Origin of the sequence: Methylophilus aquaticus (assembly GCF_030769565.1) — a bacterium.
GTDB lineage: Bacteria > Pseudomonadota > Gammaproteobacteria > Burkholderiales > Methylophilaceae > Methylophilus > Methylophilus aquaticus.
On the sequence record NZ_JAVCAP010000016.1, the window covers coordinates 65347 to 78123 of the forward strand.

The 12777-nt window shown below is 49.2% G+C and carries 11 protein-coding genes; 5 read left to right on the forward strand and 6 right to left on the reverse strand.

The window, feature by feature from the left end; genetic code table 11:
- Positions 1–84: 84 nt before the first annotated feature.
- Positions 85–1806, reverse strand: a complete 1722-nt coding sequence (locus Q9291_RS08820; protein WP_306389670.1) for a ShlB/FhaC/HecB family hemolysin secretion/activation protein — start codon at positions 1804–1806, stop codon at positions 85–87.
- Positions 1807–1934: 128 nt separating this feature from the next.
- Entirely contained in the window at positions 1935–4208 is a 2274-nt protein-coding gene (locus Q9291_RS08825; protein WP_306389671.1) for a primosomal protein N', read from the reverse strand.
- A 59-nt stretch (positions 4209–4267) separates the two neighbouring features.
- Between Q9291_RS08825 and argS the strand changes: the two genes are divergently transcribed.
- The 3 genes from argS to Q9291_RS08840 all read left to right on the forward strand — a co-directional run bounded on the left by argS (position 4268) and on the right by Q9291_RS08840 (position 7287).
- Positions 4268–5926 carry an arginine--tRNA ligase gene (argS, locus tag Q9291_RS08830; RefSeq protein ID WP_306389672.1) on the forward strand — a complete coding sequence of 553 codons (1659 nt, stop codon included), beginning with the start codon at positions 4268–4270 and terminating at the stop codon, positions 5924–5926.
- Positions 5927–5959: 33 nt separating this feature from the next.
- Positions 5960–6565 carry an SPOR domain-containing protein gene (locus Q9291_RS08835; protein WP_306389673.1) on the forward strand — a complete coding sequence of 202 codons (606 nt, stop codon included), beginning with the start codon at positions 5960–5962 and terminating at the stop codon, positions 6563–6565.
- Between the two features lie 80 nt (positions 6566–6645).
- Positions 6646–7287 (forward strand): thiol:disulfide interchange protein DsbA/DsbL, encoded by a 642-nt coding sequence (locus tag Q9291_RS08840; RefSeq protein ID WP_306389674.1) that lies wholly within the window; start codon positions 6646–6648, stop codon positions 7285–7287.
- A gap of 258 nt (positions 7288–7545) precedes the next feature.
- On the opposite strand, the gene Q9291_RS08845 is transcribed toward Q9291_RS08840, so the two are convergent.
- Together Q9291_RS08845 and Q9291_RS08850 are read right to left on the reverse strand one after the other, a co-directional pair.
- Complete coding sequence (locus Q9291_RS08845; RefSeq protein WP_306389675.1) at positions 7546–9243, reverse strand: potassium channel family protein; 1698 nt, start codon at positions 9241–9243, stop codon at positions 7546–7548.
- Between the two features lie 16 nt (positions 9244–9259).
- Positions 9260–9634, reverse strand: coding sequence for a DUF6394 family protein (locus Q9291_RS08850; RefSeq protein ID WP_306389676.1), 375 nt, complete (start codon positions 9632–9634; stop codon positions 9260–9262).
- Between the two features lie 63 nt (positions 9635–9697).
- On the opposite strand from Q9291_RS08850, the gene Q9291_RS08855 reads away from it, so the two are divergent.
- A complete protein-coding gene (locus Q9291_RS08855) occupies positions 9698–10507 on the forward strand; it encodes an SDR family oxidoreductase (protein WP_306389677.1) in 810 nt (269 codons plus the stop codon).
- Between the two features lie 100 nt (positions 10508–10607).
- Here the strand turns inward: Q9291_RS08855 and Q9291_RS08860 are convergent, their stop codons facing one another.
- Together Q9291_RS08860 and Q9291_RS08865 are read right to left on the reverse strand one after the other, a co-directional pair.
- Positions 10608–10961: a hypothetical protein gene (locus Q9291_RS08860; RefSeq protein WP_306389678.1), complete on the reverse strand. Its 354-nt coding sequence runs from the start codon at positions 10959–10961 to the stop codon at positions 10608–10610.
- Positions 10962–11033: 72 nt separating this feature from the next.
- On the reverse strand, positions 11034–11975 hold the full coding sequence (locus Q9291_RS08865; protein ID WP_306389679.1) for an L-threonylcarbamoyladenylate synthase: 942 nt from the start codon (positions 11973–11975) through the stop codon (positions 11034–11036).
- 84 nt (positions 11976–12059) lie between these two features.
- On the opposite strand from Q9291_RS08865, the gene Q9291_RS08870 reads away from it, so the two are divergent.
- Positions 12060–12383: a cupin domain-containing protein gene (locus tag Q9291_RS08870; RefSeq protein WP_306389680.1), complete on the forward strand. Its 324-nt coding sequence runs from the start codon at positions 12060–12062 to the stop codon at positions 12381–12383.
- The last annotated feature ends 394 nt before the right edge of the window (positions 12384–12777 follow it).

A 12777-nucleotide genomic window follows, 5' to 3' on the forward strand; every position in this document is an offset into this window, starting at 1 on the left:
TATAATTGTATGTAGCCCAATATGACTAATGGGCTGCAATTTTTTATTGAATTTTTTTACAGCTTTGTATAAAACGCGGTGCGACTAAAAGTTTTTACGCAACTGGCCCCAGATTCTGGATTCAGTGTCACTGCTGGTGCCTTCCAGATCACGTTTCTGATGAGAGAAGCTCGTGCTCAACACCCATTGCCCAACCATCTGAAAATCGACCCCTGCACCAATGTGATTGGATTTAACGGTGTTATCACTGCTTAATGGATCATGATTAAGCTTGCCGCGGCCGATATCATAGAATGCAAAGGGTGTGACAGCTTGCAGCCATTTTGTGATCGTTGGGTTGCTTAAGGCGATTGTCTTGCGCAAGTCAGTCCCGACCATCCAGCCTTGGTCGGCCTGACTCGGGATTTCCGAATATTGACGCCACCGGTTAATTGCACCAATCCCGAAACGTTCGGCAATGTCGAGGTTATCCTTGGTGCCTTGATAATCTGCACGCAATATCCAGTTTAAGCCGTTCTCAAAAAATTGTGTGCGGGTGGAGGTCAGGTTCCACTTTAAAAAGCTGCCTTGGGTATCGAGATTCTGGCGATCGAATGTTTTGGCAAAATTATCTTTGTATGAAACGTTACCCTGGGTCAGCATGGCCCCCCATTGGTAGGCAACATCACCGCCTGCATTAATCCAGTCCCCTACAAAACCAAGCTCTACACTACCAATATTGCGTCGGTTGTTTAACCCAAAGGCATCAATATCATCATCGAGCAATTTGTAATTGCCACCCACTTTAAAGGCAATGCCTTTTTTTGTTTCTCTTAACAGCGGATGTTCCAGTGATGCATAAAAGTAATGTGCATCGCCACTTGCATCCAGCGCTTTAAATTCTCTTCCAATTTTATAATCCACATAGCTGTAGGCAACGTTCAGGATATCGCCTGCATCTCCAAGCGGAGTGAAATACAAACTGCTTAATGAGCGCTGGCCCTCGTTATTGGAGACCTTGCCCACTACCGCCAGTTGATCACCCCGGCCACGCAGGTTGTTGACGGCCATGCCAAAACCAACAGTTTCGCGGCCAGTATAACGGTTACCATAGGTGTTGGCATTGACGTAACCACTGAATTTCTGCCGTGGTTCTACCGATACGACAACATCTGAACTACCCACCTCTTCGCCAGGGTTTAGCTGTGAAGTCACTTGTATGCCAGGCAGGCCGTTCATGACCATCAGGTTGCGCACCAGGTTACGCTCACTCAGAACATCTCCCTGCTTTAAGCCATACTCTGATAAAGACTGCATATAGCTTGCATCCAGCCCCTGCCCCGCTTCCGCTTTCACCTCACCCAAAGTGCCCTCCAGAATAGAGAGTTCTACCTCGGCGGTGGCTTCCGTACTTTTTTGCAGGTCTTGCGTGGGTAAATACACTTGTGTCAGCAGATAGCCATGTTGTCTATAAAAGCTGCGTATTTTGTCTACGGCCTCGTTGAGTCCACGCATGCCGATTTCATGGCCGGTTAACATTTCAACCTGGCGTGAGAGCTCTTCGCTTGAAAATTGTTTATTGCCAGAAAACTTGAAAGCACTGACGACAATTTTCAAGTTGGATTTTTTGATTTTTTTAGGCGCAGCAGGCGTTTCTGCCGGCACTTCAATAATGGGGTTGGTTTGTGGCAGCTCTGGCCTTGGCAAATAGGGCTGTATGGGTTGTATTTGTGGCAATGTCGCGCCACCTGCCAATGCCAGTCCAGAATGCGCCACTAAAGCACACTGCAAGGCTAAAATCAGGGGGGGGAGTCGTTTGGTTAACATAATCACTCTTGTCATTTCATTATAATAATCAATCATATATCACTCGGTTGCCAGACATTGCGAAACTGCTGGCTCGTTAATTTTATTTTACATTTCACATCATATAGTGTGTCTAATTTGATGACAACTCAGACATCATAGGCGTCTACATCCAGAACCCAACGAATTTTTGATTGTAGCGGATGATGCCTGGCCCATGCCACAGCTGCCCGCAATAATAATTGCAGTGAGCCGCGATGTTGGCATTGCAACATCACATACCCGCGCTCCATGCGGTTCAAGCGTGCCAAGCCAGGACGTACTGCATCATACACCGTGGGCAACTGCGTAAATTGCGCAACCTCCTGCATTATAAAATGACGGGCAGCCTCTACCAAGGCTTTCAAAAATTGTTCAACCAGCGCGTACTCTTGCGCTTCTGCCTTGAACACAGCCACGTAAGCTGCTGGCGGAAATTGTAAAACAATACGTTCCTGTAACAAAGTGTTGGCATAAGTTTCATAATCCTGGGTGCGCAGAGCGGCAAATAATGGATGCTGCGGGAACGCGGTTTGAATGAGCACTTCTCCGGCTTTTTCTCCTCGTCCTGCCCTGCCCGCTACTTGCATTAATTGCGCAAATAGCCGTTCACTGGCCCGATAATCCGGGCTATACAGGGCGCCGTCTGTGTCGAGCACACCCACTAGTGTTAAATTGGGAAAGTCATGCCCTTTGGCCAGCATTTGCGTTCCTACCAGAATGTCGATTTCACCGGCATGTACCGCAGAGAGTACTTCGGTCAGTGCATCCTTGGCCTGTATGGTGTCGCGATCTACCCTGGCCACTCTGGCTTGCGGATACAGCTGCTGCAGGGTCTCTTCAATACGCTGTGTGGCTTGGCCAACCGGGCGCAAATCCGGATTGCCGCAACTGGGGCATTGCACCGGAATTTTTTGTTCTTCGCCGCAATGGTGGCAGCGCAATACGCGCTGGCGTAAATGCAGCACGATTTTTGCCGAGCAGCGATGGCAATCTGCTACCCATTGGCAGGCCGAGCAGTGCAATACCGGCGCATAGCCGCGACGGTTAATAAATAACAAACTTTGCTCGCCGCGTTGCAACCGATGCTCAATGGCCTGCTTTAACCAGGGCGTTAATCCTCCTTCTGCAGGCATCTGGACTGTGTCTATGCACGTGATTTGCGGTAATTGAGCTTCAGCCACTGCACGTCTGGTCAGCCGCAGCAAACCATAGGCAGCTTTTTTCGCAGTGGCATTTGCAGGCGCGGCATCGAGGGTGGCGTTGTACCAGCTTTCCAGCGAAGGGGTGGCACTGCCCAGTACAATCGGAATCTGCAATTGCTTGGCACGCACCAGCGCCACATCGCGCGCATGGTAGCGCATGCCATCTTGCTGCTTGTATGAACTGTCATGCTCTTCGTCGAGGATCATTAGCCTGAGGTGTGGCATGGGCGTAAAAATACTCAGGCGAGTACCAATCACTATTTGAGCGGCACCGCTTTGTGCTGCCTGCCAGTGTTGCAAGCGCTCACTTTCGCTGAGATGGCTGTGTAGTGTGACCAGTGTGAACTGGCTGAGACGGCTGCGAAAGCGGCTTTCCAGTTGTGGTGTCAGGTTGATTTCCGGCACCATCACCAGTACTTGCGCTTGTGGTTCGGCTAATATGGCTTCCAGCAGACGGATATAGACTTCTGTTTTTCCGGAGCCTGTCACCCCGAACAATAACCAAGGCTGGAACTGCTGGCGCTGCGCCAAAATTGCGGTGACTGCCTGTGCCTGTTCCGCATTGAGTGCCGGGATTTCTGCGGATGCAGGCATCGAGGGCCTGACCGCGACTACTTCGCGCCGGATAATCACACCATTTGCTAGCAGAGGGGCAATGGCTTTACGCCAGCTGCCAGACAAGGTGTTGAGTTGTGCTTCACTGCATTCTGATTGCATCTTTAATGCTGCAATCACGCGTGCCAGTACCCGCTGCCGTTTATCCAGCGCATCATCGTGGACGGCTGTTGTCAGCCGATAAGCCCATTGTTTGCGGGCGGTTGCCGGTTTGGTCTGACGCAGCCGCAAAGGCAGGGCTGATAAAACCGTTTGCCCAAAGGGGTAATGATAATAATCGGCACAAAAACGCAGTAATTTGAGCGTGGCAGCATCCAGTGGCACATCATCAAACACTTGCAAAATAGCCTTGAGTTTGCTGGCAGGCACCTCGGTGTCCTCTGTTACTGCCATGACAATCGCCACCAATTGTCTTCCTGCAAACGGAACGACCACACGGTTGCCAGGCAACACCGGCAGGCCGGGGTTCAGATAATCAAACCATTGATCCAACGGCACATCCAGCACCACACGCACAATGCGTGGTGCAGAAACGGGAGATTGTGCAGGATTGGCGTTCGACATGGGTGAAAAACAGGTAATTGCGATAGAATAGCGCTTTATTTGATTCTGCCATTCTAACCTTGAAACAACTCATTACAGAACTCTTGCTGCAAGCTGCGCAAACACTGGTAGACGATACCAGTGCACTGAATGTCGTACTGGAGCGTCCGAAATCAGCCGAGCATGGTGATTTTGCCACCAACCTGGCCATGCAACTGGCCAAACCACTCAAGCAAAATCCACGCGCCATTGCGCAGGCCATTATTGATGCACTGCCTGCGCATGCCGCCATCCGCAAAGTGGAAATCGCCGGCGCGGGTTTTATCAACTTTTTTGTATCGGATAGTAGCAAGCAGGAAATTGTTAAACTGGCATTGCAGGCAGGGTACGCCTTTGGTCGCAACCATGCAGGCCAAGGCGAAAAAGTGCAGGTAGAGTTTGTATCGGCCAACCCCACCGGACCTTTGCATGTCGGCCATGGTCGTGGTGCCGCGGTGGGTGACTGTTTGTGCCGGCTGCTGGATGCCAATGGCTGGCAGGTCACACGCGAGTTTTATTATAACGATGCTGGTGCGCAAATTGATAACTTGAGCAAATCGGTGCATGCCCGTGCCTCAGGCATCGGCCCTGAAGACGCCCGCTTTCCTGAAGATGGCTATCGCGGCGAGTATATTCTCGACATTGCCAATGCGTATCTGGCCAAAGCCACCGTCATTGCCGATGACATGGCCGTGACTGCCAGCGGTGATGTGCATGATATGGAATCGATACGCAAATTTGCTGTCGCTTATTTGCGTCATGAGCAAGACCTGGATTTGCAGGCCTTTCAGATCAAATTTGACGTATTTTCGCTCGAAAGCGCCCTATACACCGAAGGTAAAGTCGAAGACACCGTCCAACAGCTGATTCTGAGTGGCCATACCAAAGAAGAAGAAGGGGCGTTGTGGCTGCAAACGACAGCGTTTGGCGATGACAAAGACCGCGTGATGCGCAAAAAGGAAGGCGGCTATACCTATTTTGTACCGGATGTGGCCTACCATCGCGAGAAATGGAACCGTGGCTTTAAACGCGTGATTAACGAACAGGGTGCCGACCATCACAGTACCATTACCCGTGTGCGCGCAGGATTGCAGGCCTTGAATATGGGTATTCCACAGGGCTGGCCCGAATATGTGCTGCATCAGATGGTGACAGTGATGCGTGGAGGGGAAGAAGTCAAACTTTCCAAGCGGGCGGGCAGTTACGTCACGCTGCGTGATTTGATTGAAGAGGTCGGTTGTGATGCTACCCGTTATTTTCTAGCTGCACGCAGTGCCGATTCGCAACTGGTGTTTGATATTGATTTGGCACGTGCGCAAACCAATGATAATCCGGTTTATTACATTCAATATGCGCATGCCCGTATTTGCAGTGTGCTCAATCAATGGGGTGGTTCGGTTGAAGCACTGGCCGGCGCTGATCTTGCACCTTTGCAAAGCGCTGCGGAAACCACCTTGATGCAAGCCATCGGGCAATATCCTGAAGTCGTCAGCAACGCATGTACTGCACTGGCGCCACATATGATGGCCAATTATTTAAAAGAGCTGGCCAGTGCCTTGCATAGTTACTACAATGACACCAAATTTTTAGTGGAGGATGCGCAGGTCAAGCAGGCGCGCCTCGCCCTGATTACGGCCACACGCACCGTGTTGCGTAATGGTCTGTTCCTGTTAGGCGTCAGTGCGCCGGAAAAAATGTAACGCTGCCCTGAAATTTTGATAAAGAGCCTAGCCATGAGTCGCGACTACAAACCCAAACAAGCCACTAAACCCAAAGCCAAAAATAGCGGCAGTACCTTTTTTAGCGGATTGCTGGTCGGGATGTTTCTCGGCGTTGCCATGACGGTCGCCCTGATTATTTATATCAAAGGCGAGCATAGTCCATTGACCAGCGTATTTAAAAAAGACGAAAGCGCGCTGGAACTGCCGATCCAGAGCAAAGTCACCGAAGAGGAAGTCAAGCCCAACAGCCCGGCAGGCGCCTCCATGGAAGACCCTAACAAGTTTGATTTTTACACCATACTGCCTGATACCGAGAGCAAAATCAGTGAAGAGCAGGTCAAGAAAAATCCCGTTATCAAGCAGGAAAACTACTTTGTGCAAGTGGGTGCATTTGCTAAAGAAGATGATGCCAATAATCTCAAAACCAAGCTGGCACTGGTGGGCTTTGAGGCCTTTGTACAAACAGCGGATATTCCAAACATAGGCACCATGCATCGTGTACGCATCGGTCCGCTCAATGACCTGGCTAAAATTAATAAAATAAGTCGTGATCTGGAAACCAATGGTTTTAAGCCGAATCTGATAAAGGTCAATATCGAGTCATCTGCGCGACCCTAGGAGATGGCCACTTTAGAACTTGTCATCGTTTTTGATCTATCGTCGTTAATAATATACTTTCCAATCAATTAGGAAATCTTATGAAAAAGTTGTTTTTGAGTTTAATGGTTTTGGCGGGTCTGTCTGTGCAGTCTGTGTTTGCAGAAGCGCCACAACTAGGTTCACAGTTTGATCAGGTTGCACAGCAAATAACGACTGACCAGCCTGCAAAAATCGAAGTTATGGAGATTTTTTGGTACGGCTGCCCACATTGCTACCATATGGAACAGCCACTGGAGGCTTGGGTAAAAAAACAGTCGGCGGATGTTTATTTCAAGCGCGTCCCAGGCTTGCCAAACCCAAGCTGGGCGCCGATGGCTAAAGCATTTTATGCCATGCAAGAGCTTGGCGTCAGCGATAAGCTGCATGGCCAACTGTTTGAAGCCATTCACAAAAGCAAAACATTGAGCCCTACTGATGAGGCAGCTGCGATTGACTGGATTGCCAAGCAAGGCGGCCTGGACAAAATCAAGGTTGAGAAAGCGTTTAAATCTTTTGCCACCAATATGCAGCTCAATAAAGCCATGCAGATTTTCCGGGCTTCTGGCGCTACCGGCGTGCCTGCACTGATTATTGATGGCAAATACATCACTGGCAGCTCGATGGCTGGGGGCAATGATGCCGCGTTGCAAACCGCAGATTTTATTATTCAAAATGTGCGTAAAGAAAAAACGAAAAAGTAAGTGTTTGGCAACTCAGGTCATTATGAAAAAAGCTCTGTGATGCAGGGCTTTTTTCATATGCATCTTAAGGGCACCTCTAAAAATTCAAATTCCGTTGCGATCCTGCGTTGCTCATAAAAAATTTCTCCTTACATATCAGATATATGCGGCGTCAAATTTTTTTACTCACGCCTTGTCTGGCTTAGTAATTTGAATTTTTGGAGGCACCCTTAAAATCTTGCTGCTTAACCGTTGCAAATTTTGATGGGTCAGCAGGCATTATCCTGGCGATGACTTGAAGAAGCGGCCTATCCAGGTCTCAGGCAGTTCGCTGCCTGTCACAAGGTAATGCAGCGTTTTAATATCGTGCATGACATAGCGTTGTACAGACTTGGCCTGATCCAGCCCGCAACATAGAACTTTGTCACCTTTCTGCAAAGGTGTGGCCAGATCAGGAAGCATGAGTTTCTGCTGACCTCTTACCAGCATTAAAGGAACCACTGGCAGTTCATGACGATCTCCCGACGGGCTCATGGTTAAATGTTTTAATAAGGGTGTAAAGCCTTGAGCGTTCAAGGCGCACACAGCAAACGCGTTTTCCTCAGTGAGGATCACATCCCAGGTATCAGGCACACGCTCTCCCAGTTTAGTCACCAAATGGGCGATCACAGCATTCGACCAGGCGTTGGTTTGGCTTCTGCTTGTCGCCAAAAATTCCGCCAGCATGGGCGAAACCATATAAGACAAACAGGTATGCGCAATTACATCGCTTGGTTGCATGGTAATGTCCGCATTAAAATGCTGGAACAGAGGCTCGTTGTGACGTTTGTTTTTACGAATAATGACGAACAGCTCAGGATTGATTTCGAGTGCGGTCATCACAATGGATAAATTGTTAATATCATTATCGGTGCCCGCCACCAGGCCCACGGCATGCTCAACGCCGGCCTGATGCAAGACCGGCGCTTCTACACCACTGCCAACAATGCACTGCTCGCATTGCGTGCCTTGCGGGTCAGCTTCAATAATCGTCACCTCCATTTTTTCATTTTGCAGGCTGTTGACAACCGCTTTACCAAAGCGCCCAAAGCCGCAAGCAACCCAATGGCCATCCGGAATCGCTGCAGGTGCCGCCACGGCATCCCCTGGCACGTTGGTCAGCCATTCATGTAATAAATAGGTGCCCAACGCATTCAGCCGCATGGCCAGATGCTCACCAAATATTTTATAAGGATTGATAATATGGTCTGTGCCAAAAGAGGCCATATTGGCCGCAATCACATCATTTTGTACGCGCGCCAGCACGGGCAATTCAGGCTTGATCAACTTGATGGCGACCGAGATGGCCAGATTGGCATGGTCGTCATCGGTGAGTGCCGCCACGCCGCGGCACATCGGGTTTTTGATCCCAGCATCCAGTAGTACCTCAGCCATTTTGGCGTCTGCGCACAAATTGGGAATGTAAAACTGATGGTCGGTCATTTCCAGTTCGTTAATGCGTTCAGGCGCAAGTTCCAGCACGACCACCCGCAGTTCATTTCTGTCCAGAGCACGTACCAGCTCACTTCCGGTTTCACCGTAGCCGCAAATCAGATAGAACGGCTCATGTAAATGACGTACATCGCGCTGAAATTTGGCAGTTTTGAGTGCCTGTTTGAGTGCCTGCTCCTGAAACAGCGCAATGATGGCACCAATTGCATAAAACCATGCTATGACTGTCAGGTAGATTGAAAAGGTCATCCATAAACGTTGCTGCGTTGTGAATGGATAGGGGATTTCACCAAAACCAATGGTGGTCGCGGTGTAGCTTAAAATATAAAAGCCATCAAAAAAACTGAATTTGTACGGGTTGCCCTGATCATCGGCGCCCGGAATCATTACAAAACCAATCAGGGCGATCGCATAACTGACGATTACCATCAACAGCGGCGCCCGCATGCGTCGCAAAATGAGAAAAATAATTTGATTGAGGCTCATCACCAGTGACTCAAGACTAGCGGCGAAGCGTAACGGTTTCGTAAATGAGCAGGATCACTGAGGTGATATTGGCCAAGAATGCCCCGCCAGAGAGTGACACAACACCCACTACTACTTCTGGCTCGGCACCTTTGCTGCCTGCGGCGACCCAAATAATCGCGGCGGCAATCAATTGCAAGTCAGCTACCAGGCTGGTCGCCAGATGAATCGCGCCGATCTGCGTCCTGTCGCCAAACTTGAGGACGGTTGCGATCAGATTGACCACAATCGCGACATACAACTCGTAATGCAGGTGATGGTGAGGATTGTCGATTTGCCCCACAAAAAAACCAAAGTTGAGCGTCATCGCCAGAATGATAAAAAAACCAAAGATTACTTTTTCCAGATTCATGATTATCCAACCTTATTGTTTTATGGCATTCTACCCCAATCATTTTTAATTCCTGTGATGTTTATGCAAGTCCAGTCAAGGTCAACCCTGCGCGTGATCATTACCGGTGCCTCCAGTGGTTTAGGGCAGGCACTGGCGAAAGCCTATGCTGCCAGATATCAAACGCACCTCACTCTGGGTCTGGTCGGGCGCAATCGCGAGGCTTTGCTTACCTTGCAGTCGCTGCTGACCAGCAGTCATGGCTGCCAGGTGGATATGTATGTGGCAGATGTGCGGGATGCTGCGGCCATGCAAATAGTCGCCGAGGATTTTTTAGCCGCCCATGGCACTCCGCATATTGTCATCGCCAATGCAGGCGTGAGCCGCGGCACTTTGACCGAGTGCCAGGAAGATATTGATGCGTTTCAGGCAGTCTTCGACACTAATGTGATGGGCCTTGTACATACGTTTCAGCCGTTTATCGCTGCCATGAAGCGCAGTGGTGCGCAAGGCCAGCAAGTGCAACTGGTCGGTATTGCCAGCGTGGCTGGTATTCGTGGGCTACCTGGTTCGGGTGCTTACAGTGCCAGTAAGGCCGCTGCCATCACCTATCTGGAAAGCTTGCGGGTCGAAATGCAGTTGTTTGGTATTCAGGTGACTACCATTGCCCCAGGTTATATCCGTACCCCAATGACGGATATCAATACTTACCCGATGCCATTTTTAATGGATGCCGATGTGTTTGCCAAGAAAGCCCTCTGTGCTATCGCAAACGGCAAGCGTTTTACGATTATTCCTTGGCAAATGGGCATCGTTGCGCGCATCATGCGTATGATTCCGGCTCCACTGTGGGATGCCATCATGAAAAAAGCCCCGCATAAGGCGAGGCTTTAAGTTGGCAGTGATGGTTGCTGAATATTTTTAAATATAAAGGACTGAAGCAGATGTATGGTGGTAAACGCTCTGTTCACTAAAGCCAGATTATAGAGCCCTGTTATTGAAGCGGTGTCGATACTTTGCAATTACGCAAATGCAAATGCTCGCTATCATCCAATGATGTCTGGTCGCCATTCAAGTGTAAGTCAACCGTTCCGTAGTGATAGCGCTGCTTGTCATTTGCATCTCTGATAAGGCCAACCTCATGATCTGGCAGCATCACCCAGGCATCTTCGTCATTATTGAAAAGCTTCAGGCCAAAGGATTGATGGTTTTCACATTCATAATGCACGGCATCTTTGCCATAGCGTGGCAATTCTTTGACGCCCTTATCGAAAAGACTGGGCATTTCAAAGCTTTTGCAACTGCACAAAATTAAAACGAGTGGAATTAAAGCGAATTTTTTATTCATTGCCTATGGCTTGAAGTGTCTAATTAAGTGGGTATTGTGCCAGTCAATGGCTCTGCACTCAATCCCCAAGTGTCAGGCCCTGTAAGCAGCCCGGTTAAGTCTGTCATGCAGGGCAGCCCAATCAGTGCCTTCTGGAGGGGATTCAATCAGAATTAGTTTAGCGCCCAAGGCATCCAGTTGATGTAATGCGGCATAGAGCTGCTCGGCTGCTATGTGTGGCTGATTGGAAAGGGTGATGCTGTGTTTGAGTGGGAAGCTGGCCGCCTCGCCAAATAATAAGGCAACTGCATTGGCTTGCTTTTCTGCCTCTGCTTTTAATGCATTACGGGTGTCAAACAACCTGCATGGCGTATGTGGTGAGTAATGTAATAAATGCTGGCCAGGCGCTTTCGGCGAGTGTTGAGTGTTTTGCTCCGCTGTCTTGCCTGCAATCTTTGTAATAGCCATCTCATCAATCATGCCTGGACGTAACAGGTGCCATGTGTCGCCGGCCACGCTGACGATGGTCGACTCAATGCCCACCTGGCAGGCACCCCCATCCAGAACCGGAATGCTTGCGCCAAGGCTGGACTCAACATGTTCGGCGGTCGTGGGGCTGAGTTGGGTATATTTATTTGCTGAGGGGGCGGCTAAACCCATACCGCTCTCCATCAGCAGCTGCCGTGCCAGTGGGTGCGCGGGCACGCGCAACGCCACCGTTGGCTCGCTTGCCCTCACAATATGGGAGACTTCCGGTTTCGATGGTAATACCAGTGTCAGCGGCCCCGGCCAGAAAGCCTGGGCTAATTTTTGGGCTAGCGGTGAAAACTCATTCGCCCATGCAGGCACATGCGCAATGTCTGCCAAATGTACGATCAGTGGGTTGTTTGTGGGCCGTTGCTTGGTGGCATAAATCTTACGCAGGGCATCTTCATTGCGGGCATCCGCCGCCAAACCGTATACGGTTTCGGTTGGAATCGCTACAACTTGTCCCTGCTTTAAAAGATGAATGGCTTCTGCCAGTGTGACGCGCATACATTTAATCTGCTGATAAAAAAACACTATTTTACTACTGAACATGGGCTTGCTATAAAATGCCCAGTCTTTTAAGGAGTCATTATGCAAATACAAGTAGAACATCAACCGGCCGAGGCGAAGCTGAATGCGCTGGGCGTTTCCAAATGGCCGACCTGGCAAAAAGAGGTTTCTGTATTTGACTGGGTATTTCACGAAGAAGAACAGGCCTATATTTTAGAGGGCGAATGTGTGGTCACGCCGACGGGTAGTCAGCCGGTCACATTTGGCAAAGGCGATTTCGTGGTGTTCCCTGCGGGCTTAACGGTCAGTTGGGAAGTAAAGCAACCCCTGCATAAGCATTATCATCTGGATGGCAACCTGATTACGCAAAGCTGGAAGCGCATAAAAGCCGCATTAAAACGATAGCGCAATGCAGTGTTTTATAGGCTTCAATATTAAATTTGTAACAAAACTGTAAAAACGCAAAATAGGGGTTGACCCCAAAGTTCATCCCTATATAATGCGCACCTCGTTACGCAAGAACGGTAACGAAAGCAGCTGAAAAGCTGATGTTCTTTAAAAATTTGGATGACTGATAAGTGTGGGTGTTTGTGGTTGAGTGGTAACGCATTTGATGCGTAAAACTCAGAAAATACAAATGCTTTACACTTAGATTTATGACAAGTATGTACATGTGCTTTTGTAGCAACACATACCTTGAAATGAATTTGAGGACCTTTTAATTAAGGTCAAAGCGAATCGATATACCACCTCGCAAGAGGTAAAAAAGTAATAGTTAGGAATTAAACTGAAGAGTTTG

Coding starts and splice junctions, on each gene's coding strand:
- Q9291_RS08840 (WP_306389674.1), top strand. CDS start 6,646: ATGAAAAAGTTGTTTTTGAGTTTAATGGTTTTGGCGGGTCTGTCTGTG.
- Q9291_RS08855 (WP_306389677.1), top strand. CDS start 9,698: ATGCAAGTCCAGTCAAGGTCAACCCTGCGCGTGATCATTACCGGTGCC.
- Q9291_RS08825 (WP_306389671.1), bottom strand. CDS start 4,208: ATGTCGAACGCCAATCCTGCACAATCTCCCGTTTCTGCACCACGCATT.
- Q9291_RS08850 (WP_306389676.1), bottom strand. CDS start 9,634: ATGAATCTGGAAAAAGTAATCTTTGGTTTTTTTATCATTCTGGCGATG.
- Q9291_RS08860 (WP_306389678.1), bottom strand. CDS start 10,961: ATGAATAAAAAATTCGCTTTAATTCCACTCGTTTTAATTTTGTGCAGT.
- Q9291_RS08820 (WP_306389670.1), bottom strand. CDS start 1,806: ATGTTAACCAAACGACTCCCCCCCCTGATTTTAGCCTTGCAGTGTGCT.
- Q9291_RS08835 (WP_306389673.1), top strand. CDS start 5,960: ATGAGTCGCGACTACAAACCCAAACAAGCCACTAAACCCAAAGCCAAA.
- Q9291_RS08870 (WP_306389680.1), top strand. CDS start 12,060: ATGCAAATACAAGTAGAACATCAACCGGCCGAGGCGAAGCTGAATGCG.
- Q9291_RS08845 (WP_306389675.1), bottom strand. CDS start 9,243: ATGAGCCTCAATCAAATTATTTTTCTCATTTTGCGACGCATGCGGGCG.
- Q9291_RS08865 (WP_306389679.1), bottom strand. CDS start 11,975: ATGCGCGTCACACTGGCAGAAGCCATTCATCTTTTAAAGCAGGGACAA.